The following is a 22,091-nucleotide window of genomic DNA, read 5'->3' as shown; positions in this document are numbered from 1 at the left end:
TGCTGATTACTGATGGCTCATAGGCTCGCCTATCTCACACTATCTGAACCTGAGTCGACCTTTAAAAAGATGTTTGGTGGTTTATTATTTACAATCTCAGCCCGAAGATAAATAATAGCGCAACATTGATTTCTTTAGAGCCAAACCATGCCTACCCACAAAAACGTTGCGATTTTTACCAAAGCGGAGCAAATATGTCGCGACAATGGCGTTAAGTTAACAGAGAAAAGAAAAAATGTTTTAGGCGTATTACTGAACTCCAGTAAGCCCCTTTCAGCCTATGAAATTGTTGATATCTACCGCACCACACATCAAGAAGCATTAGCCCCTATGTCTGTGTACCGCATGCTCGATATACTGAGTCAATTGCCGCTTGTGCATAAATTATCTTCTGAAAATAAATATTTGGCTTGTTCACACATCACTTGCGAACATGCCCACGAAGTTCCTCAATTTTTGATCTGTAAAACCTGCGGTAAAGTGGCAGAGAAAGGCATTCAAACCAGTGTCATTGAGGCATTAAAAGACAGTATTAAACAAGCTGACTTTCAGCTCATCAATTCTCAGATTGAAATACAATGCTTATGTAAGGATTGTGCAGCTTCAAATTAACTTTTGTTTCGCTTGGCCTGGTGATGATTTTGGGTTCATACAATGCAAAGCTGGGTACAATCAGTGCAACTCTCCATTCAAACTAGGGCGTGTCATTGGTTAAGTTACCAATTCACATACTCTACCGTCCTTAATCTAGAGCCCTTAATCTAGAACTCTTAATTTAGCCCCATTAATCTAGAACCCTCAATTTAACGCCCTTAATCTAGAACTCTCAATCTAGAGCCCTCAATTTAAACCCCTTAATCTAGAACCCCTAATCTAGAACCCTTAATTTAGAACCCTCAATTTAACGCCCTTAATCTAGAACTCTCAATTTAGAGCCCTTAATCTAGAGCCCTCAATTTAAAGCCCTTAATCTAGACCCTCAATCTAGAGCCCGTAATCTAGAGCCCGTAATTTAGAGCCCTCAATTTAGAGCTTTCAACTAAAGCCTGACAAAACTTGCCGCAGAAAACGCCATTAAAACCTAAACACAAGGCAATAACACACCTTAAAATCGTGAAACAGTACCTTAATTAACTGGCGTTTTAAACTAAAACCAGTTTAAAAGTAGCCTACAGCCTAGGCTCAGCAAGGACTTAGGTAAGTAACTGAAAAATTCCTTCATATAACGAAAAATATGCGACTTTACACTCACTTAGTATTTAAACTTAAATCATTTGTGTTATAAATAGATTGGCAGTGTAAATTAATTGTTTCCGCCAAGGTTTCATTTGTTAAACCTTTGTTATAGTTGCAGTGTTTTAGCAATTACTTTATTAGTTGAAAGCAGTCAGTATATCGATACCTATCCAGGTACAGATTGTAATAATACCTAACTGAATAAAATCGACGATAAAACACTGCCTTAAGCCAAGTCATTGATAGGTTAGCAAGCGACTAACAGCCTGCACCTGAAAACTTGCTGTTGCTAACATTGATAAATTTTAGTTTTGCTAATGTTTATCTGTGATTAAGCCATTATAAAAAGGGGGCTACATGAAGATCATCCAACTCTTAGCGCTATTATTGCTATCTTTCTCGTTACCAGCATCTGCAAATACCGATAAAAATGAAGCACAATTAGTACTTTCATCTTGCATGTCGCTAAAAAATGCGTCGTCTGACAGCTCAACTAAAGCCTGTACTTATTACATTCAGGGATTTCTCGCAGGCGCTTTAAATACGAGTTACCAATATAAGATTAGAGAAAGTGCTGGCGGTTTTTCAGATCGAGCCTACCAAACCCGAGTCGGTAACGAGACGTCAAAAAAGCAAATCACCGAAGTGTGTATCCCAACAAAAGCAACCCGTGATCAGCTGATTGAACGCATAGTCGGCCGAACGGTTGAACAACTCCCAGCCTCTGCCGACTCTTTACAGTTGTTGCACAGCAAAATTTATCAGGCGTTATCAGCAGAATTACCATGTGAATAAAATATTGAACAGGCTATATGAAGCCAATGATCAACTTAGCACTGCATCGACTTGAATAGTTCGTTGTCATAAAACTCAATCATTTTTGAGTCGCTAAGTTTACACAGTCCTTAATTAACACGAAGTATTCGAGAATATGACACAAGAAAAGAAAAGCAGCTTTTTTCCGAGCCATAGGCTTATTCTGTTATTAACCTTAGCCCTATTTTGGTGGATAAACTCCAACTACAGTAACCCGTTATTACTGTCATTAGGGGCAGCTTCGATCATGCTGGTGCTCTATATCGCCCAGAAAATGGATGTTATCGACCACGAATCTCATCCGATTAGTCTGTCGGTCAATATGGCAACCTACCTGTTATGGCTATCAAAAGAGGTCGTGTTATCCAACATCAGTGTGGTTAAACATATTTGGTTGGGTAACAGCAGCATCTCGCCAACTCTGGCCACCATAGATACACGCCAGTGCACTGACATTAATAAAGTTATCTACGCCAACTCAATCACCTTAACGCCAGGGACTGTCGCCATAGACTTAATTGATGATCAACTCACTGTTCATGCTTTACATAAGGATGATATCGATACATTAAAAACCGGCGATATGGATCGCCGGGTAAGGGAGCTCGAAAACTAATGTTAGCTGCCGCTACTATCGCAATTCTTGTCGTCATGCTGTTAGCGATCATTCGCTGCATTGTCGGCCCAACTCTTTACGATCGCATCCTCGCTTTCAATATGTTTGGCACCAAATCAATCCTATTGATATCTGTATTGGGCTTTTTAATGGGCCGTCCAGAGTTTCTCGACATCGCCCTTGTATACGCCTTGATTAACTTTATCAGTGTGATTGGGGTATTACGCTACTCTGACTCAGCAGAATTTAAAGTAGCTCCTTATAAGCCTCATTCAACCAAGGAGGGTGAAGAATGAACCTCGTAATCGAAATTATCAGCGGTTTAAGCCTGCTAATTGGTTGCTTCCTTTGCTTATCAGGTGGCGTGGGGATGTTGCGATTTCCTGATTTTTACACTCGCATGCATGCTGTGAGTGTCACCGATACTTTAGGCGCGTGTTTAGTGCTATTTGGGTTAATGCTACAAAGCCCCAATGGTTTAGTGCTGATTAAATTAATACTCATCTTATTGTGCACGCTATTTATCAACCCGTCTGCCAGCCATGCTTTAGCAAAAGCCGCATTACGTAATGGCTTATTACCGCTAGAAGGTAAGCCTGATAATCAGGGAGGGAACAAGCCATCGAAGCTTTAGTTGATATTGTACTACTGATATTTTTAGTCGTTATTGCCGTTGCAATCATATTCACAAGAAACCTATTAGCCGTGGTCATGTTAACTGGGATTTATGGCTTATTGTCTGCCTGTTTCTTTGTGGTGCTTGATGCAGTAGACGTCGCCTTTACCGAAGCATCTGTTGGTGCAGGTATCTCTGGCTTACTCATGTTAGCGGCCATCACCATAACAGGCCGAAAAGAGGCGCCAAAACGGCATAAACCCTTTCTGGCGCTATTTGTGGTGTTAGTCACTGGTAGCATGCTGATTTACGGCACTTTAGATATGCCTTATTTCGGTGATCCTGAGGCGCCTGTTCATCAACATGTTGCCCCTCGTTATATCCATGATTCTATGGAGGAAGTCGGTGTACCTAATATTGTGACTTCCGTTTTAGGTAGTTACCGTGCATTTGATACCTTAGGTGAAGTGGCCGTTATCTTTACTGCAGGCATTGGTGTGCTTTCTCTGTTATCGCTGCCTCGTCGCCGGAAAAAAATCAAATCTGAAGAAGCCACAGAAGAACAAATGCATGAACGTCATATGGTGGTGCGTATTGTCAGTAAAACGCTCATCCCGTTCATCTTATTGTTTGCATTGTATGTGCAATTTCACGGTGACTTTGGCCCAGGTGGCGGATTCCAAGCGGGCGTTATTTTTGCTGCTGCAATTATTCTGTACACCATGCTATTTGGTTTAGATACCGCTAAAAAAGTATTCAACCCAGCCTTGATTCAACTGTTAGCCGCAGTTGGGTTGCTGCTTTACGCCTGTGTCGGGGTTGTGTCCATGCTCAATGGCGCTAACTTCTTAGACTACAACGTACTGGCTGATGATCCTGTTTCAGGTCAACACATTGGCATATTACTGATTGAATTAGGCGTAGGCATCACCGTTGCCTCAGTCATGTTGAGTATCTTCTTCAACTTTGATGGTCGCAGACAAGCTCAAGCTGAAATTCAAGCAGAGAAACAACAATCAGAACAAGAACAAAAACTAAAAGGGGAGCAGGATGTTTCTCGGACTCTATAACTATTGGATCGTCGTATTGTTGATGATGATTGGCTTTTATATCGTTATCGCCCACGGAAACTTGGTTAAAAAGCTAGTTGGACTCACCATTTTCCAAACCTCAGTGTTTATCTTTTATATCACCGTCGGCATGGTCGAGCGCGGCAGTGCGCCGATTATTGCTGAAGGGATCAGTGATTACTCTAACCCTCTGCCCCACGTGTTAATTCTTACCGCCATTGTGGTAGGTATTGCAACCACAGCACTTGGTTTAGCACTGGTCATCAGAATCAAAGAAGCCTATGGCTGTGTCGAAGAAGATGAGATCCAAAAACAAGATCAGCTCAGCGAGGATGAATCATAGTGTTAGCTCACCTGCCTATTTTACAAGTTGTGGTGCCGCTAATTGCAGCCCCGCTATGCTGGTTCTTAAACCGCTCTAAACTAGTGTGGATATTTGCCTTAATAGTCTGTGCTGCAACCTGCGTCAACAGCATATTACTGCTCATTGAAGTGATGAAGTCAGGTACGATTATCTATGAACTCGGGGGCTGGGAAGCACCTTGGGGAATTGAATATCGCATCGATAAGCTTAACGCTTTCTTACTGCTGATTATTTCCACCATTGGAACCGTGGTGTTGTTTGCCGCTAACACCAGCATACAAAAAGAACTCGACGAAGATCGCCACACCTTATTTTACAGTCTATACCTACTGTCATTAACTGGCATGTTCGGCATCGTCGCAACCGGTGATGCGTTTAATGTGTTTGTATTTTTAGAGATTTCTTCTCTATCTGCTTATGCCTTAATAGGTTTAGGTAGAGACAGACGCGCGTTATGGGCAGCCTACCAATACCTGATCATGGGCACCATCGGTGCGACCTTTATTTTGATTGGTATCGGCATGCTCTATCAAATGACGGGCACGTTAAACATGAGCGATCTGGCCACCCGATTAGTGGATGTTGGTCATACCCGAACAGTATTTGTTGCCTTCGCATTTTTGATCGTCGGCATTTGTTTGAAGCTAGCCCTATTCCCTTTACATCTTTGGCTACCAAATGCATACGCTTATGCGCCTTCAATAGTAACGGCATTTTTAGCCGCTACAGCAACTAAAGTCGCTGTATACCTGCTGATCCGCTTCACCTTTACCGTATTTGGGATTTCTTTCTCGTTCACCTCGTTGCCACTACAAAGCATTTTAATGGTGCTTGGACTTGTGGGGGTATTTGCCGCTTCTATCACTGCGATTTATCAGCAAAATGTGAAACATATCCTAGCTTACTCGAGCATCGCTCAAGTGGGGTATATGATCATCGGTTACTCGATAAATACCAGTACCGGGGTAATGGCAACCTTACTGCATTTGTTTAACCATGCATTAATGAAAGGTGCACTGTTTTTAGCATTAGGCGCAGTAATGTACCGAATTGGCAGCGTCCAGCTCAAACAGTTCCAAGGGCTAGGCCGAGAAATGCCATTGACCATGTCTGCCATTGTTATCGGTGGTCTCAGTTTGATTGGTGTGCCGTTAACCGTCGGCTTTGTCAGTAAATGGTATCTGCTTGTGGCTAGTGTTGAAGCAGGTATGTGGCCTGTTGCGGTACTTATCCTATTAGGGTCATTGCTGGCCATTGTGTATATCTGGCGCATTGTAGAAATGGCTTATTTCAAACCGCCATTACCTGGTCGTGAAGCCGTTAAAGAGGCACCTTGGACTTTCCTTGTTCCAATCTGGATCCTCGTCTTCGCTAATATCTATTTCGGTATCGATACTCGCCTGAGTGTGCAAGTGGCACAGGCGGCTTCTCAAAGCTTGTTTGGAATAAACCCATGAATCCATCTTTAGCGCTGATGTTACAGCTAACTATCCTATTACCGCTGCTGGCAACCTTTGCAATAGCTGCAACAGGAAAGAAACCTAACCTACGTGAGGCTGTCACTATCAGTACCAGTCTTGTGGTACTTTATTGCGTGATAAACCTCTATCAAGCGCTCAACGCTGGCACCAGCATTGAGGTCTCATGGTGGGAGCTTATGCCAGGTTTAGAGGTAAGCTTTGTAGTAGAACCTCTAGGCATGTTATTCGCGTTAATTGCCAGTTTTCTTTGGTTAATTACGACCATTTATGCCATTGGTTATATGCGTGGTCATGAAGAAGAAAACCAAACCCGCTTTTACATCTGTTTTGCTTTAGCGATTAGTGCCGTCATGGGCCTCGCCTTTTCTGCTAACCTATTTACCCTATTCGTGTTTTACGAAGTACTCACACTGTCTACCTACCCGCTAGTGACTCATGCGGGTACAGATAAAGCTAAAAAAGGGGGGCGGGTTTACCTTGGTATCTTGCTTAGTACCTCTGTGGCCTTTTTCCTATTAGCCATCATCTTAACTTGGTTTGTTAGTGGCACCCTCGAATTTACCGCTGGCGGTGTATTTGATGCCAATGTGAATACCACTGTAGCGGGCGCTATATTAGTCCTGTTTATATTTGGTATTGGTAAGGCGGCTATGATGCCATTTCACCGCTGGTTACCTGCAGCAATGGTCGCACCAACGCCTGTCAGTGCACTTTTACATGCCGTGGCAGTGGTAAAGGCTGGGGTATTTACAGTATTAAAAGTGTGTATCTTCATTTTTGGTCTCGATTTACTGCCACAGTTGCCAACTACAGAATTTTTGCTTTATTTAGCGACTTTCTCTGTGGTGATGGCCTCGATTGTGGCCATGCGACAAGATAATTTAAAAGCAAGATTGGCCTACTCTACGATAAGTCAGCTGGGCTACATCACCATCGGTGCCCTACTGGCCACATCATCAGGTGTTATCGGTAGCTCAATGCATATCGCCTCCCATGCCTTTGGCAAAATTACCCTGTTCTTTTGTGCCGGAGCCATTTTGGTAGCTAGCCATAAATCTAAGGTAAGTGAGCTACGCGGACTTGGCTATACCATGCCAATCACCATGGCCGCATTTTTCATTGCTAGTCTTAGCATTATTGGCGTTCCACCAGCAGGAGGAACATGGAGTAAATGGTTCCTATTAATGGGCACTATTGAAACCGGCTATTGGGTTGTCATGGTTGCCTTAATGCTCAGTTCACTACTTAATATCGCTTACCTTCTGCCAATTCCTTACCATGCCTTTTTCCCAGGTAAAGGATTTAAGCCGTCAAATAACGGTATTAAAGAAGCCCCTATGCCATCTTTAATTGCAATAGTTATCACATCCTTAGGCTGCTTGATTATGTTCATTCATCCACAGCCCTTTTATGAATTGGCGAAAGCTATTTTGACTGTATCTGGAGTCAACCATGGACAATGAGAAGCAGTACCTCTTTGATAAACCCAAAAACATCCAGCGGATTTTATACCTGTTATACACCTGCTGTGCATTGTTAGTGGTACTTGATTTTGTCATTCATCGCCATGTTTACCATAGCTGGGAAAACCTACCTGCTTTTTACCCAATTTATGGCTTTGTCGGTTGTGTGATCCTTGTTGTGGTCGCCAGTTGGATGCGCAGCTTTTTGATGCGTCCAGAAGATTATTATGGGCCCGTTGAAGAGCTTGATAATAGCAAAATTGAAATAGTCGACGTCAGCGATGGCCACGCCAAAGAAGCTAACAATAACAATAAAGGTGATCGCGATGTGGATGCTTGAGTTACCGCCGTTTGTGCTGTTTATCATTGGCGGATTGATTGCTGCTACAACTCGTGGAAAGTTGCGCGGTGCCTTGATGATAGCGATCCCAGTGATCAGCGGATTGCATTTGTGGACGGTGCCAGAAGGCGTCCATTTGCAATTGATGTTTTTAGACTATGAATTAGTCCCTTATCGCGCAGATAAATTAAGTCTGATGTTTGGCTATATTTTCCATATTGCCGCATTTATTGGCATCGTCTACTCATTACACGTTAAAGATACAGTGCAACAAGTTGCCGCTATGCTATACGCAGGTAGTGCCATTGGCGCCGTATTTGCCGGTGACTTGTTAACCCTATTCGTGTTTTGGGAGCTACTCGCCTTTACCTCTGTATTTCTAGTGTGGGCCCGCCGTACTCCAGCAGCATATAGCGCGGGGATGCGCTACCTCATCATGCAGGTACTCTCTGGGGTTATTCTGTTAGTTGGCGCGCTATTTTATATCAACGAGACAGGTAGTATTGCCTTTGACTATATCGGTTTAAATGGCATTGCTGGCTGGCTTATCTTTATCGCCTTTGGCATTAAGTGTGCGTTTCCTTTTGCTCATACTTGGCTTACCGACGCTTACCCAGAAGCAACACCAACCGGTACTGTTTTACTCAGCGCCTTTACCACCAAGGTTGCGGTTTATGCCCTTGCTCGTGCCTACCCTGGCACAGAAATACTGATTTATATCGGCGCGGCAATGACCTGTTTCCCTATCTTCTTTGCAGTGATCGAAAACGATCTTCGTCGAGTGTTAGCCTACAGTTTGATAAACCAAGTGGGCTTTATGGTAGTCGGGATCGGTATCGGGACTTCCCTTGCATTAAATGGCGCAGTGTCTCATGCGTTTAATGATGTGATTTTTAAAGGCTTACTGTTTATGAGTATGGGCGCCGTACTGCATATGACTGGCCGAATAAATGGTTCAGATCTCGGGGGTCTCTATAAGACGATGCCCAAAACCACAATATTATGTATTGTCGGCGCAGCGTCTATTTCAGCATTCCCACTGTTTAGCGGCTTTGTGAGTAAATCAATGGTAATGTCTGCAGCGATGGAGACTGGTCATGACTGGGTTTGGTTAATGCTACTGTTTGCCTCGGCGGGTGTATTCCACCACGCAGGTATTAAGATCCCATATTTTGCCTTCTTCGCCCATGACTCGGGTATTCGAGCCAATGACCCACCAGTCAACATGTTAACAGCGATGTTCATTGCCGCTTGTCTATGTATTGGTATTGGTATTTACCCTGCAGCGCTTTACTCTCTGCTACCTTACGATACGGGCTATAACCCATATGATGCGACCCATGTACTGGCTCAGACTCAGTTATTACTGTTCTCAGCATTAGCGTTCGTTTGGTTGAATTTAAAAGGGATGTATCCACCTGAGCTGCGCTCTACTCACCTTGATGTAGATTGGGTATACAGGCGCTTAGTGCCTAATGCACTACAACGCGTTTTTGATGTCATTTGGAAAGTAGATGGCGATATTCGTCAATCAGTACGAGGCAAGTTAGACCAATGCCAGAAGTTTTTATCTCGCCAGAATAAAGGCGGTGCAGGAAGCTTTATCTCCAGTGATTACCCATCAGGTAACATGGTGCTGTGGGTCGCAGTGATTTTGGCAACTTACTTGTTTATTGGCTTTGTGAACTAAGCATTGTAGTGGCATAGCCAATCAAGAAGTCACATGTACCTTTGTAAATAAGGTAATAGCAAACAGACAATGACTAAAAGGCTAGACCCGAATGGGTCTAGCCTTTTCTATTTCAGTCACGTTATTTCAGAACGTTATTCAGTAAAGTTAACTTTTTCAAAATGGAAACAAGTTTAGTTTTGCAAATCATATTCAATGAAGTTTATCGAATAATAGCGTGTAAAATCACTTTGTTTGTAACTCCACTTGCATAGTGATTCAATTATTGTGGCGCTACATATTCTGCCAATATGTAAATAATTACCTATGCAAAATCTAACGTGAGTAACAACCTCGCTCCGGCCGTCGCTACTGCAGGTGAACGGTGAACCAGTGCTGTGTTTTCATTTCCAATCCAAGACTGACCTTTAAGTAAGGCCACATCTGCGCATGTCATCTGCTGAATGTCAGAATCATCAGCATATAAACCAGACTCTGAATCGGGCTTGCCGTTACTTGCATGGCCTAGTTTAGAACGATCTAGGGAATATTCATTTAGCCATTGCGTTGCAATGCCGTGGTAAGTGGTCACCAAACGACACGGCACTTTATCAACATGAAATCGTGGGCACATGGCGCCGTGTAACGTGGCTAATCTAAGGCCAACATCGTCAAGTTCAAACAAACAACAGAACATATCAACTAACTCTGCGATATCCTCTAACAGTGCTTTGGGCGCTGTGCCATCTGTCGCATCATCAAGTATTTCAAATGCAGAACTGGGACTGACAGTAACCGATTTACTCAAACGAGGGTTTAACGCCACAAACTCACTAATTGCAGTTACAAGCTCAGGTTTAAAAGCACGTTGCCACAGGGCAATATTGATATTCTCTTTATAGATATCAGCCAATACATTGGCTTGTATACCGACACTGGAGCGTTGTGTGTAACTTTCTTCGATACTGTTTTGTGTAGAAAAGGCCGCGTCAGATAACGGCTCAGAAAGTGCAGCATTCATTGAGTATCTCCTATTATGTAAATCAATCCTGTGGTGCTGCAGAAAATATCCAATGACATTAATGAAACAGCACTAAAACTCATCAAAGATACGTTACAACATAACATGTGCATCGAATTAGTAAAAGTTGATAGCCTGTATAATAACCAAGTAACAAGTGAAGGATGGCTTATGGGGATCAGAATTTACGACTGCTATAGAAAGCGTAAATACTCTTGCTGCCATATTTTCGGAATGGTGAGATTATATTGCTCAAAGATTGAGAAGCTTCGCTGGTAGTAGTGTCTTTGCAGACTTTCCCGTGAATGCTCAGTAATACAAAATGCTAAGGTCGCAAGATTCCATGCGTAAGCTTCAGACCATAACTGAGGCGTTTTTTGATACCCTGCCTCAGTAAACGCTAGCATTTGTTGACTCAAGGGCTCTAAATCAAACTCCCAGCTATTTAATTCATGCACACTTGAGAAACACTCAAGTAATGTGAGATACAAATGTGCAAAGCAATCTGGCAGCACCGGAATACTCGACAAACTAACAATGCGCTTCGCTATAGTCACCACATTATGAGGCTGATAAAACTGACGATATAAACAGACTAACTGACTGATATTTTCAGCGTACAGCTCGAGCGCCTCAGCCAATTCCAGCTTTTTACTTACTGCCACACCTTGCTGAAGCTGCAAATATATAGAATCAATCTGAACTAATACTGCTTCATAAGGTTCAATTAGCTCCCTTAAAGGGCGTTGTTTATCATAAGACTCTGATAAAGCGCCAAGTTGCTCACTCAGTAAAGCTAATTTGTTTATCACTGACACTCTAACACCCCCCCCACTTCATTCCATTGCCAAGAATAATCAAAAAACCTGAAATACGACTTTGTCACTTTTACCATTTAATTTCAATTTCATGTGCTAAAGCATTGCAATAAAAAGAAATAATAGCGTAATGTATAACCAATAAAAAACAAACGCAGGCCAAGCTCTTAATCCAATAAGAGAACGCCTTTCAGGGAAGAAGAAGCCAATCATTCGCTTGTAAAAAGCCAGTTCACTTGAACCACACAAGCACAATTGAGAAGTTTACTCTAGCCCACTTATTCATTCGTATTCAGGGAAGTAAAGACATATGGCAAATTATCGAACACATGAAGAAGAGCGACTCATGACTCAGATCGAAAAAGACCATGATGACATGATGAGTGGAAACATGAATTCAGGAAGCAGTGGCAATTCAGGAGCTTCGATAGGGCAAGGTAGTTCTGATGTGTCGTATTGGTTAATAACTATAGGGCTGGTGATACTGGGCACGCTTGTTTATGGGATTTTTGATAATTTTGAAACTATCTTAGTTGTTGCCACTAAAGCCCCCTTGTTTTTCTTTACACACCCGTTTTGGCTAATATTAACTATCTCTCTTTGCGCTGGTAACTTTTACCGAAGAAAAGAGGAAAAGCTATATCAATGGTTTTTTAAGACGGTTAGCATGGTTTTGGTGACAATCTCGCTCCCGATGATTACTGTCTTGTTAGCCTATATTTTGTTGGCTCCTATAGGGTTTATGCTTGGGGTGCGTCTGCCTCTAGGTTTGTTTGATAACGCGATTAGTCTATATATTGCTTCATATGGAATAGAGCTTGCGCCGCAATTGTTGCATTACTACATGGAAGACTACTTAGGCTTTAAGTTTTCGAATGGGTTAATGATGTTTTCAGTTAATGTGCTCTACTTGATAGTAATCGCTGTTGGCTTTTTGGCTTCGTATAATCTTTACTTCCAGGTCATCATGACGCGTGTTAGTGGCAATACGGATGCTGAATTTTCTGACATTTCACTCGATGTTATTGGCTTGGCGATAGTCATTGCATTCAACTACGCAATTACAATCCCTTTGCGTAACTCAATAGGTGATCTACCTTCTGGCATTAGTACGCTTATTGTTTGGAGTGTTCTTTTATTTCCATTTTTTGGTATTAGGCTGGCTATCCATAATAGATACCAGAGCAAGGCACATAAGATGGGTCGTATCTTTACTTATTACTATCTTTTGTTTTGGATGGCGATTGTTGCTTTCATGTATACCACCACAAAATATGATTTAGCCATAATACTGGCTCCACTGTGCTCATTCTGGATATTAATTAGGTCTCTTCGCTAGGTGATAATTTATTGTAGTTAGCAACAATAAATATGTGGGGGCAGAGTCTGGCCCCACATATTACTTATTTCAATTCAAGGATGAATAATGGATTTCACCTACCTTATTTTAGCATTTGTATTTATCGTGCTTATTAGGCTATTTATCGCCTTTATTAGCCGCCCTCAGCAATTAAATTATCGCCGTAAAACCAAGTTATTCAGCAATGCAGAACGCTCATTCTTGGGTGTGCTTGATACCGCCTGTGCAGATCAATATCGTGTATTTGCCAAAGTGCGAGTTGCCGATGTGCTTACCCCAGAAAAAGGCTTGAACCGAAGCAATTGGCAAACCGCATTTAATCGAATTTCAGCCAAGCACTTCGACTATATATTGTGTAAACCCGACACCATGGAGTTTGTTGCAGCCATAGAGCTAGATGATAAAAGCCATAACAGCAAACAAGCTCAAAAACGTGACGCACTCATTAATGAAGCTTGTGAAAGTGCCCGACTACCGCTCATACGATTTCCAGCCAAAGCGAGATATTCGGTGCAAGAAGTAAAGCAAGTCATTGAACAGTCTATAACACCTGAAATCAAAGGTAGTCTTTAGCAATCTGTACCACCAAAACATAATTAACGATACATATTGTAACACCCTGCTTTTTAAATGATTTAATTTCAAAATTTCGGACAAAACAGTGCGCTAACCCATTGCAATTGGTTAAAAAAATAGCTTATTGTAGAACCAATAAAAAACAAACGCAGGCCAAGCTCTTAATCCAATAAGAGAACGCCTTTCAGGGAAGAAGAAGCCAATCATTAGCTTGTAGAAAACCAGTTCATTTGAACCACTCAAGCACAAAATGAAAAGTTTAATTTGATCCCACTTATTTTTTATTAAGCTCGTATTATTCTTCTAAAGGCTGCAATCTTCTGTACTTTATCTTCAATGGTTTTTCCATTTTTTTTATCGCCATTTACGAATGCCTTGTCCGCATCAGATTCAAATACGGATTGTAAATCACGTAATGATGAACATGTGCTTAGCATTAGAGTTTGTCGGTCAGGTAGGCTTAGCAACATTTTGTAATGCTCTAAAAAAGCCGCAAACTTCGAACTAGAAATAACAAGCTCATTTGAGTTAATACTTTCTAGTTCTTTATTTATAGATGCTTTATTTGCGCCATATGAAAGTAGAATACCACCACCCATAGTCGCTACATAGCCGCCAGCCATCCCAAAACCTCCTGCAGCCAATGAGCCTCCACCAAGCATCGCCAGGCCAGCGCTTGTTGCTGCAGCTCCAGATAACCCCATTAGCCCACCAATACCTGCGGCCAAGTACGGGGCCATCAATAATGAAACCGCTGCTGCAGCGCTTAAGATTAGTAAAGTATTATTATTGTTAGTTTCTTTATGGATAGCTTTAATCGTCTTGATATAAACATTGCTTATTCTGTCAACCTCTTCCACAGTGATTGACAAGATGTTAGCAAAGCTCAACTTCAATTTTTCTTCACTGTACTTAATATCGGAGAAGCGTTTATCTTTCTCTTTATCACCTACAGCGGTATAAGGCGTGAACGTTACTGCTTCAACTAAGAAAGCAGTTACCTTTGCATTACTCCACTCACTAAAACACAATTGAATATCTTGATGTAAATCTGTATCACGAAGTTGAATATTTAACAGCTTAGAAGTGGCACTTGACCAGTCATCTAACCATTGTTGCTTTAGCAAGAAATTTTGCTTTTCAAATGACTCAGTTGACTCTTTAGAACGAAGAAGGTTACGGAAACGGGAGCTAGATTGACCTGTATTTTTTTCTGTTTCAAGTGCACTATATTGCACTCTAAAAAGAAGTTCTAATTCTGAAATTGTAAAGCTAAAGTGTTCACCTGAAATCATTAATCTTCGTCAACCTGTACATGTTATTCACTAACAGCCGATGCGGCTGAATACTGTAAATTTTAACATGACAGCGTTTCCTTTTGACTGAGGCCAAATGAGAATAAAGAAGACCTAAGTCAAATAATTGAACACCAAATTTCACGAATAAAACAATTAAGTAAAAGAAACAGCTAAAGCCACCGAAACAAACAAACCAACATACCGTGCGAAAACATAAGTTACATAATGTAACATCCTACTTTTAAATGATTTTATATCAACTTTTCAGACAAAACAGTGCGCTAACCCATTGCAATAAACAGACCCAATAGCGTAATGTATCACCAATAAAAAAAACAAACGCAGGCCAAGCTCTTAATCCAATAAGAGAACGCCTTTCAGGGAAGAAGAAGCCAATCATTCGCTTGTAAAAGCCAGTTCATTTGAACACACAAGCAAAAAGTGAAAAGTTTACGCTGACACAGTGAGCTCCCTAGACATTTATGCACTTATCAAGGAAATTTTGATGCGAATGGATATTTCGATTCTATTAAAACAAGAAGAATCGCCAACACTCGAATTTAAAAGACAATGGTACTGGGATGACTCTACTCCTAACGACGAAATGTCAGATAAATGGGGCGAGTTACTTAAAGATATAATATCTTTAGCTAATGGCTACATAAATAAGGTAGGTGAGCACCGCTACCTAGTGTTTGGCTTTTCAGAGGAAGAGAAGGCAACATATAACTTGGATTTAGATAAAGTTAAGCAATTAAAAAACTTAATAAATTTCAAAAAAATTCTTCTACAAAAATTAGAACGTTGTACAAAACCTGCACTGTTAGATATAAATATTGACCTTATAACTATAGAGTCAGATGCTTTATTAGTTTTTGAGATCCCAAGCCCAATAGACTTAATTGAATTAAAACAGAGCATTAAAACAAAAACACGACATCTAGATGAAGGTGCTATTTTAGTTCGTAAAGGTCAGAAAACTGACGAAGTTCGTACGGCCACTCCTTATGAAATAGAAAGTCTAAAATCTGAATTTAATAAGTTCAGAGAATCGAATCTTTACAAGAAAATGAATACTGAAGATCAACTTGTCACATCCGAGAAATCAATTGAAAAAACCATTCAACTTTTTATTGATAAAAACTCAAGCTTTTCGTTAGCTGAAAACTTTCCAATTAAAGAAAAGCGGTGGAAAGACAATATAATCTACGAAGTTTATAGGCTAAAAGATGAATTCTCAGGATTAAGGGAATTTGTTTACATCCATGAATCTTCAAATCAAGGAAAAACATTCGCAGACATAAAAAATAAGAAATTACTTAAAAATATATCATCTTCAATTATCTTAATTGATAGACCAAAGATAAAGGATGTAGAAAGACGAAAAACTAATATTAAAAAGCTATTTAGCTCTGAGTATGTTTTTTTTATTGATGAATTTGGTTATGAGCATCTATATAAGGATTGCATACTACCGTATGAAAAATTTAACCTGCCTGTTTATGTAGATGGTTTATATGATGATGATGATGATGAAAATTTTGATTTACCAGCAATTAACAGGTTAAAAGAATGGTTAAACTCTGAAAATGAACCACTTTTTGTAGTAAGTGGTCATGGAGGAATTGGTAAAACAACTTTAGCCAAGCAATTCTTAGATTCAGTAAGTGTAGACACTTCAGAGACTGGTATATTATTTATCGACTCAAAAGAGATTATCAGTGAGTTATCTAGGAATTTTAGTATTGAGAATAAAGTTTCAGATGTTTTCGACTTTTATAAAGCACTAATGGATGCGGATGAAATTGAAGGGGCTCGATTTGATAAAGAGTCGTTACAACTGTCTATTGATAATGGTAGTTTAATTGTCGTACTTGACGGTATTGATGAGGTAATAGCCAAGTTGGGAGATAAATTCGATGTAGAACAATTTATCATTTCGATATTTGAGGAATACTCATCAGGCTTGCATAAAACCAAAGTGCTAATAACTTGTCGAGATCATTTCTGGAATGAAGTAGGTAAAAAAATAATTTTACCAGAACTCACTTTAAAAGCATTTAACCAGAACTTAGCACATGAGTTTTTTGAACAAAAACTTAAAGGTGATAAAAAGAAAGTACAAAAGGCTATGGTTATGGCTGATGATTTAGCCATCGAAACTTCTGTTGGTTCAGATGATTATAATAGCAAAACATACATTCCATTTTTGCTAGATATGATTGGTTATCTAATTAACTCACAGGATATAACAGCAAGTAATCAAGAATATTTTCAAAGTAAATATTTAATCTCAGATAATCATACTGATCAGCTCGTAGCTCAAGTTTGTCGACGTGAAATAGTCAAGCTAGAAAGCCTTTCAATTGATCAGCAAGTTGAACTTTTCATTCGCATCGCTTCAAATAAGCAGAATGGAATTAGTTTATATGACATAAAAGAAGAATTAAAAGAAATTACTACTGATTTTGACAACTCATTAATAGAGAAAATAAAAGGTCATCCCTTAATTCAATGTGAAAATAACATGATTTATTTTAGATATGATGTTTTTGACACATATTTTAAAGCTCTTTTAGTCTATGACTTTTTTAAACAAAAAGAACCTAAGAGTATTAGTGAGCAATTAGTTCGGATTGTTAGTGGTTATCTAAAATACGATAGTAGCTTTACTGATCTAGTAGCTGAAAAATTAAATCTAAATGATGAATTAATTTTATTTTGCATCGATGCAATAGAGGCTGTCGCAACTATCGAAGGTGTCAATCGTGAAACATTTGTTTCTTCTATTGTCTCATTTCTTTTAACCTTGCTTCAAAATGGTAGTGAAAGACAATCAAATGTTAATTCAAGATCTGATTTACTGGAAAAGCTTTTTGGTGAAAAAAATCAATTAGTAGGAGTTTGTTTGGTCGATATATTCGGTGACTCAAGCTCAAAGCCTACATTCGATTTTAGAGGTAAGGAACTGCTAAATTGCACATTCAATAATTATGAATATTTTTGGGAATGCAGTATAGATGAAAATACTGCTTTTCATCATTCTATATTTAAAGATATAGATCCTAGAGCAGGAGTTAATTATAAGATTCCTGATGGACTGTTCAGTAAAAGCTGTGATGTTACTTCAATACAGCACTTATTATCTGAAAAACAAGAAGAATCGAGTAATACATTAGATATAATAAAATCTGATTTGGAAAAAGTTTTTAGATTATTTTACCAAAGAGGTAACTTTTACCCAAGAAAACAAGAGGAAGTCAGAAAGAAACTTTCAGCTGTAAAACTATTGCCTGAATTAATGGATAAAGGTGTAATTAAAAACTATAAAGATCCCAAAAAACCTACAATGAAACAATACCGAATTTGTGAAAGTTATAAATCCGTAGTTGATTATATTGAACAAGGTAGTCCATCAAATGAATTCCAAATGCTAATTCAAGAGTTCACTTAAAATAGACATACTGAAAGAACCATTTATCTGTTGAATTTTGAGGTGGAATGATTAGCATTAAAAAAGCGAACCAATCGGTTCGCTTTTTCTTTTTACCAATAACCAAACTTAAATGAAGCCAGCTACCACCATAATTGCGTCGCTAGCGAAGCTAGTACAAGGCGAACCGAAGGCTCTAGCGCGGAGTTGACTGTTGTCAATGAGCACTGGAGCCGAGGTTCAACGCAGTAATAGCGAGCCCAAGCAGCAATTATTCGTAGTCACTCAGAGGGACGCAAGAACACATTAGATTGCGGTCTCCATAAACATCATCAATACGGTTCACTGTCGGCCAGAACTTATTCGCCTTAACCGCTGCTGATGGGAACACGGCTTCTTCACGGCTGTAAGGACGTGTATCAAACGCTGGGTCCATGATGTCGGCCATGGTGTGCGGTGCGTTATGCAGTGGGTTGTTGTCGCTTGGCCACTCGCCTGATTCTACTTTGGCGATCTCTTTGCGTATTGAGATCATCGCTTCTGCGAAACGGTCTAGCTCAACTTTTGACTCTGACTCTGTTGGCTCAATCATTAAGGTGCCCGCTACTGGGAAGCTCATGGTTGGCGAATGGAATCCGTAATCGTTTAGACGCTTAGCAATGTCCATTTCGGTAATGCCTGAAGACTCTTTAAGCGGACGTAAGTCGATAATACATTCGTGCGCTACACGGTCGTTACGGCCAGTGAATAATACTGGGTAGTGACCTGACAGTTTCTTCATTACGTAGTTAGCGTTTAGCAGTGCCATTTGAGTAGACTGTTTCACGCCTTCGGTGCCTAGCAGTTTAATGTACATCCAGCTGATAGGTAGGATGCTTGCACTGCCGTATGGCGCGGCTGATACTGCGCCATTGTTGTCGCTTTCGCGGCCTGGTTTTACGATTTGGTGACCTGCTACAAACGGCGCTAAATGCTTTTTAATGCCGATTGGGCCCATACCTGGTCCGCCGCCGCCATGTGGAATAGCAAAGGTTTTATGTAGATTAAGGTGCGATACGTCTGCGCCAATAAAGCCCGGAGACGTTAAGCCAACCTGTGCGTTCATGTTTGCGCCATCAAGGTAAACTTGGCCGCCATACTCATGGACGATTTCACAAATCTCAGCGATTGATTCTTCATACACACCGTGAGTCGATGGGTAGGTGATCATGATGCACGATAAGTTGTCAGCAAGCTCAGCGGCTTTTGCACGTAAGTCTTCTACGTCGACGTTGCCTTCTTTATCACATGCTGTCACGACCACTTTCATGCCTGCAAGCTGCGCCGATGCAGGGTTAGTACCGTGAGCAGATTGTGGGATTAAGCAGATGTCTCTGTGCCCTTCGCCGCGTGACTCGTGGTATTTCTTAATCGCTAGCAGTCCAGCGTATTCGCCTTGTGCGCCTGAGTTAGGCTGGATACAAACGGCATCGTAACCTGTGATGTTAACTAAAAAGTCAGATAACTCATTGATTAGCTGAGTGTAACCTTGCGCTTGGTCTAACGGGCAGAATGGGTGCATGTTGGCAAATTCTGGCCAGCTTACCGGTAGCATTTCAACGGCTGCGTTAAGCTTCATGGTACATGAGCCTAATGAAATCATTGAATGGTTTAGGGCTAAATCTTTGTTTTCTAGACGCTTGATGTAACGCATCATTTCAGTTTCGCTTTGGTAGCGATTGAATGTTGGGTGAGTCAAGATGGCATCTTTACGCTCAAGCTCTGCTGGGATTGAGCTAAAGCCGTTACCTACGATGTCTCCATCGATAGCCGTAACATCAAGGCCATGACCTTCACCGATAATCACAGTCAATAACTGGTCGATATCTTCGCGTGTGGTGGTTTCATCTAAGCTGATACCCAAAATGCCGTCAGCATCGATACGTAAGTTTAATTCTGCATCGACAGCGCGAGCTGTAACTGCTGCTACGTCTAAGCCTTTAACACTAATGGTGTCGAACCAAGTGTTGTTAACTAACTCAACGCCTTTGGCTTTAAGGCCAGTCGCTAGAATGTCAGTTAAACGGTTAATGCGGCTAGCAATGGTTTTAAGCCCTTGTGGGCCATGGAACACGGCGTAGAACGACGCCATATTCGCTAATAAGATTTGTGCAGTACAAATGTTTGAGTTGGCTTTTTCACGGCGAATGTGTTGCTCGCGTGTTTGCATTGCCATACGCAGTGCGTCATTACCGCGTGTATCTTTTGATACACCAATAATACGACCAGGCATTGAACGTTTGTGTGCATCACGTGCAACGAAAAATGCAGCGTGTGGTCCACCATAACCCATTGGTACGCCAAAACGCTGCGCGCTACCAAATACGATATCTGCGCCCATTGAACCCGGTGACTTAAGTATTACCAGTGACATGATGTCAGCAGCAACAGTCACAATCGCTTTCTTTTCAGCAAGCTTAGCGAACAGTTCAGTGTTGTCGGTGATTTCACCAAAACGGTTGGTGTACTGGAATAATGCGCCAAATAGCTCGTAGTTTGCGGCTTCTGCTGCTGGGCCAACAATCACTTCAAAACCAAAACATTCTGCGCGGGTTTGCACTACATCTAATGTTTGTGGGAACACGTCGTCTGCCACAAAGAAGATGTTGGCTTTTTTGGCTTTAGACACACGTTTTGCCATTGCCATTGCTTCAGCAGCGGCGGTCGCTTCATCAAGTAGTGATGCTGATGCAAGGTCAAGACCGGTTAAGTCCATCGACACTTGTTGGAAGTTAAGAATGGCTTCTAAACGACCTTGAGCAATTTCTGGCTGGTACGGGGTGTACGCTGTGTACCAACCCGGATTTTCAAACACGTTACGTAAAATGACGTTTGGTACTTCAGTACCGTAGTAGCCCATGCCGATGTAGCTTTTGAATACTTTGTTTTTATCAGCAATGGTGCGGATGTAGGCTGTGCCTTCCGCTTCGCCACATGAATCACCAATGGTCAACTCTTGCGGTAAACGAATTGAACCAGGCACAGTTTGTGCGGTTAAGTCTTCAAGCGATTCTGCGCCAACATAGTTCAACATTTCTTGCTGTTGAGCTTGGTTAGGGCCGATATGTCGGCTTAAAAATAATTCGTGTTGCTCTAATTGAGTTAGGGTTTGCTTTGTCATGAGAAGTCGTGTTCCAAATCTGCCAGAATCAAGCTGTAGGGCATTAAACTGGTCTAGGGAAAAATGTTGTTGTGCAATACTTTAATAGCAAGCGTAAGGATCGCTTATGCCATTAATAAATTTTTAAAGGCAAAACAAAAGAAGCTCCCAGGGGAGCTTCTATTAGCGTCGACGATTATTCTTCGTCAATCACTTCTTGGTAACCGTCAGCATCTAACAGGTTAGCCACTTCAGCTTCGTCAGATGGCTTAACGCGGAAGAACCAACCTTCGCCAAATGCTTCACTGTTTACTAATTCTGGTGAATCTTCTAATGCTTCGTTTACTGCCACTACGTCACCTGAAATCGGTGCGTAGATGTCTGACGCTGCTTTAACTGATTCAGCTACTGCGCAATCTTCGCCAGCTGTTACTGTGTCGCCAACTTCTGGTAATTCTACGAATACCATGTCACCTAATAGCTCTTGTGCATGCTCAGTGATACCCACAGTGTAAGTGCCGTCTTCTTCTTTACGGATCCACTCATGAGATGAAGCATATTTAAGTTCAGCTGGAATGTTGCTCATTATCGTAATTCCTATATCTATAAATTTAAAGCGCAATTATTAGTATAATTTGGGTTAATGGGATAAGTACTTAATCATCAATTCGTTGATTATTGATTGATATTATCTAAATAAGTGCTTATACCAAAATATGTTAGTCGCAAAACGTGCTGTGAAATCGATTAAATTTGAGCAGCCTGTATGGAGTTG

Annotated in this window: 19 protein-coding genes; 14 read left to right on the top strand and 5 right to left on the bottom strand. The window is 40.9% G+C overall.

The window, feature by feature from the left end; translation table 11 throughout:
• Positions 1–147 precede the first annotated feature (147 nt).
• The 11 genes from BCU84_RS11905 to BCU84_RS11855 all read left to right on the top strand — a co-directional run bounded on the left by BCU84_RS11905 (position 148) and on the right by BCU84_RS11855 (position 9,692).
• A complete protein-coding gene (locus BCU84_RS11905; RefSeq protein WP_102528298.1) occupies positions 148–612 on the top strand; it encodes a Fur family transcriptional regulator in 465 nt (154 codons plus the stop codon).
• A gap of 981 nt (positions 613–1,593) precedes the next feature.
• Entirely contained in the window at positions 1,594–2,031 is a 438-nt protein-coding gene (locus tag BCU84_RS11900) for a Rap1a/Tai family immunity protein (protein WP_102528297.1), read from the top strand.
• Positions 2,032–2,167: 136 nt separating this feature from the next.
• Entirely contained in the window at positions 2,168–2,668 is a 501-nt protein-coding gene (locus tag BCU84_RS11895) for a Na+/H+ antiporter subunit E (RefSeq protein ID WP_102528296.1), read from the top strand.
• Positions 2,668–2,964 carry a monovalent cation/H+ antiporter complex subunit F gene (locus BCU84_RS11890; protein WP_102528295.1) on the top strand — a complete coding sequence of 99 codons (297 nt, stop codon included), beginning with the start codon at positions 2,668–2,670 and terminating at the stop codon, positions 2,962–2,964. The genes BCU84_RS11895 and BCU84_RS11890 overlap by 1 nt, the downstream gene beginning before the upstream one ends.
• A complete protein-coding gene (mnhG, locus tag BCU84_RS11885; protein ID WP_102528294.1) occupies positions 2,961–3,302 on the top strand; it encodes a monovalent cation/H(+) antiporter subunit G in 342 nt (113 codons plus the stop codon). Before BCU84_RS11890 ends, mnhG begins: the two co-directional genes overlap by 4 nt.
• Positions 3,303–3,319: 17 nt before the next feature.
• Complete coding sequence (locus BCU84_RS11880; RefSeq protein WP_277868763.1) at positions 3,320–4,354, top strand: Na(+)/H(+) antiporter subunit B; 1,035 nt, start codon at positions 3,320–3,322, stop codon at positions 4,352–4,354.
• Positions 4,335–4,697, top strand: coding sequence for a cation:proton antiporter subunit C (locus tag BCU84_RS11875; protein WP_102528292.1), 363 nt, complete (start codon positions 4,335–4,337; stop codon positions 4,695–4,697). The genes BCU84_RS11880 and BCU84_RS11875 overlap by 20 nt, the downstream gene beginning before the upstream one ends.
• Entirely contained in the window at positions 4,697–6,175 is a 1,479-nt protein-coding gene (locus BCU84_RS11870; protein ID WP_102528291.1) for a monovalent cation/H+ antiporter subunit D family protein, read from the top strand. The genes BCU84_RS11875 and BCU84_RS11870 overlap by 1 nt, the downstream gene beginning before the upstream one ends.
• Positions 6,172–7,662, top strand: a complete 1,491-nt coding sequence (locus BCU84_RS11865; protein WP_102528290.1) for a monovalent cation/H+ antiporter subunit D family protein — start codon at positions 6,172–6,174, stop codon at positions 7,660–7,662. The genes BCU84_RS11870 and BCU84_RS11865 overlap by 4 nt, the downstream gene beginning before the upstream one ends.
• Positions 7,652–8,002: a hypothetical protein gene (locus BCU84_RS11860; RefSeq protein ID WP_102528289.1), complete on the top strand. Its 351-nt coding sequence runs from the start codon at positions 7,652–7,654 to the stop codon at positions 8,000–8,002. Before BCU84_RS11865 ends, BCU84_RS11860 begins: the two co-directional genes overlap by 11 nt.
• Positions 7,989–9,692, top strand: a complete 1,704-nt coding sequence (locus BCU84_RS11855) for a Na(+)/H(+) antiporter subunit D (RefSeq protein ID WP_102528288.1) — start codon at positions 7,989–7,991, stop codon at positions 9,690–9,692. Before BCU84_RS11860 ends, BCU84_RS11855 begins: the two co-directional genes overlap by 14 nt.
• 304 nt (positions 9,693–9,996) lie before the next feature.
• Here the strand turns inward: BCU84_RS11855 and BCU84_RS11850 are convergent, their stop codons facing one another.
• Positions 9,997–10,692: a DUF1826 domain-containing protein gene (locus BCU84_RS11850; RefSeq protein WP_102528287.1), complete on the bottom strand. Its 696-nt coding sequence runs from the start codon at positions 10,690–10,692 to the stop codon at positions 9,997–9,999.
• A gap of 194 nt (positions 10,693–10,886) precedes the next feature.
• The gene (locus tag BCU84_RS11845; RefSeq protein ID WP_133146640.1) at positions 10,887–11,504 is read right to left on the bottom strand and encodes a hypothetical protein; all 618 of its coding nucleotides are present in this window, start codon (positions 11,502–11,504) and stop codon (positions 10,887–10,889) included.
• Between the two features lie 316 nt (positions 11,505–11,820).
• On the opposite strand from BCU84_RS11845, the gene BCU84_RS11840 reads away from it, so the two are divergent.
• Positions 11,821–12,849 carry a hypothetical protein gene (locus BCU84_RS11840; RefSeq protein WP_102528285.1) on the top strand — a complete coding sequence of 343 codons (1,029 nt, stop codon included), beginning with the start codon at positions 11,821–11,823 and terminating at the stop codon, positions 12,847–12,849.
• Positions 12,850–12,936: 87 nt separating this feature from the next.
• A complete protein-coding gene (locus BCU84_RS11835) occupies positions 12,937–13,443 on the top strand; it encodes a DUF2726 domain-containing protein (protein WP_102528284.1) in 507 nt (168 codons plus the stop codon).
• Positions 13,444–13,730: 287 nt separating this feature from the next.
• Here the strand turns inward: BCU84_RS11835 and BCU84_RS11830 are convergent, their stop codons facing one another.
• Positions 13,731–14,741, bottom strand: a complete 1,011-nt coding sequence (locus tag BCU84_RS11830) for a hypothetical protein (protein WP_102528283.1) — start codon at positions 14,739–14,741, stop codon at positions 13,731–13,733.
• Positions 14,742–15,249: 508 nt separating this feature from the next.
• Here BCU84_RS11830 and BCU84_RS11825 point away from each other — a divergent pair.
• Positions 15,250–18,198 carry an NB-ARC domain-containing protein gene (locus BCU84_RS11825; RefSeq protein WP_102528282.1) on the top strand — a complete coding sequence of 983 codons (2,949 nt, stop codon included), beginning with the start codon at positions 15,250–15,252 and terminating at the stop codon, positions 18,196–18,198.
• Positions 18,199–18,448: 250 nt separating this feature from the next.
• On the opposite strand, the gene gcvP is transcribed toward BCU84_RS11825, so the two are convergent.
• Positions 18,449–21,337, bottom strand: coding sequence for an aminomethyl-transferring glycine dehydrogenase (gene gcvP / locus BCU84_RS11820; RefSeq protein WP_102528281.1), 2,889 nt, complete (start codon positions 21,335–21,337; stop codon positions 18,449–18,451).
• 175 nt (positions 21,338–21,512) lie between these two features.
• Complete coding sequence (gene gcvH / locus BCU84_RS11815; protein WP_102528280.1) at positions 21,513–21,902, bottom strand: glycine cleavage system protein GcvH; 390 nt, start codon at positions 21,900–21,902, stop codon at positions 21,513–21,515.
• Positions 21,903–22,091: the final 189 nt, after the last annotated feature.

Origin of the sequence: Shewanella sp. 10N.286.51.B7, assembly GCF_002873615.1 — a bacterium.
GTDB classification, from domain to species: domain Bacteria; phylum Pseudomonadota; class Gammaproteobacteria; order Enterobacterales; family Shewanellaceae; genus Shewanella; species Shewanella electrodiphila.
This window is presented reverse-complemented; position numbering and strand designations above follow the sequence as displayed.

What these genes read in the sequence shown, in the direction of transcription:
- BCU84_RS11875 (WP_102528292.1), top strand. Translation starts at nt 4,335, where the DNA reads ATGTTTCTCGGACTCTATAACTATTGGATCGTCGTATTGTTGATGATG.
- BCU84_RS11865 (WP_102528290.1), top strand. Translation starts at nt 6,172, where the DNA reads ATGAATCCATCTTTAGCGCTGATGTTACAGCTAACTATCCTATTACCG.
- BCU84_RS11850 (WP_102528287.1), bottom strand. Translation starts at nt 10,692, where the DNA reads ATGAATGCTGCACTTTCTGAGCCGTTATCTGACGCGGCCTTTTCTACA.
- BCU84_RS11905 (WP_102528298.1), top strand. Translation starts at nt 148, where the DNA reads ATGCCTACCCACAAAAACGTTGCGATTTTTACCAAAGCGGAGCAAATA.
- BCU84_RS11840 (WP_102528285.1), top strand. Translation starts at nt 11,821, where the DNA reads ATGGCAAATTATCGAACACATGAAGAAGAGCGACTCATGACTCAGATC.
- mnhG (WP_102528294.1), top strand. Translation starts at nt 2,961, where the DNA reads ATGAACCTCGTAATCGAAATTATCAGCGGTTTAAGCCTGCTAATTGGT.
- BCU84_RS11890 (WP_102528295.1), top strand. Translation starts at nt 2,668, where the DNA reads ATGTTAGCTGCCGCTACTATCGCAATTCTTGTCGTCATGCTGTTAGCG.
- gcvP (WP_102528281.1), bottom strand. Translation starts at nt 21,337, where the DNA reads ATGACAAAGCAAACCCTAACTCAATTAGAGCAACACGAATTATTTTTA.
- BCU84_RS11855 (WP_102528288.1), top strand. Translation starts at nt 7,989, where the DNA reads ATGTGGATGCTTGAGTTACCGCCGTTTGTGCTGTTTATCATTGGCGGA.
- gcvH (WP_102528280.1), bottom strand. Translation starts at nt 21,902, where the DNA reads ATGAGCAACATTCCAGCTGAACTTAAATATGCTTCATCTCATGAGTGG.
- BCU84_RS11825 (WP_102528282.1), top strand. Translation starts at nt 15,250, where the DNA reads ATGCGAATGGATATTTCGATTCTATTAAAACAAGAAGAATCGCCAACA.
- BCU84_RS11895 (WP_102528296.1), top strand. Translation starts at nt 2,168, where the DNA reads ATGACACAAGAAAAGAAAAGCAGCTTTTTTCCGAGCCATAGGCTTATT.
- BCU84_RS11830 (WP_102528283.1), bottom strand. Translation starts at nt 14,741, where the DNA reads ATGATTTCAGGTGAACACTTTAGCTTTACAATTTCAGAATTAGAACTT.
- BCU84_RS11835 (WP_102528284.1), top strand. Translation starts at nt 12,937, where the DNA reads ATGGATTTCACCTACCTTATTTTAGCATTTGTATTTATCGTGCTTATT.
- BCU84_RS11860 (WP_102528289.1), top strand. Translation starts at nt 7,652, where the DNA reads ATGGACAATGAGAAGCAGTACCTCTTTGATAAACCCAAAAACATCCAG.
- BCU84_RS11900 (WP_102528297.1), top strand. Translation starts at nt 1,594, where the DNA reads ATGAAGATCATCCAACTCTTAGCGCTATTATTGCTATCTTTCTCGTTA.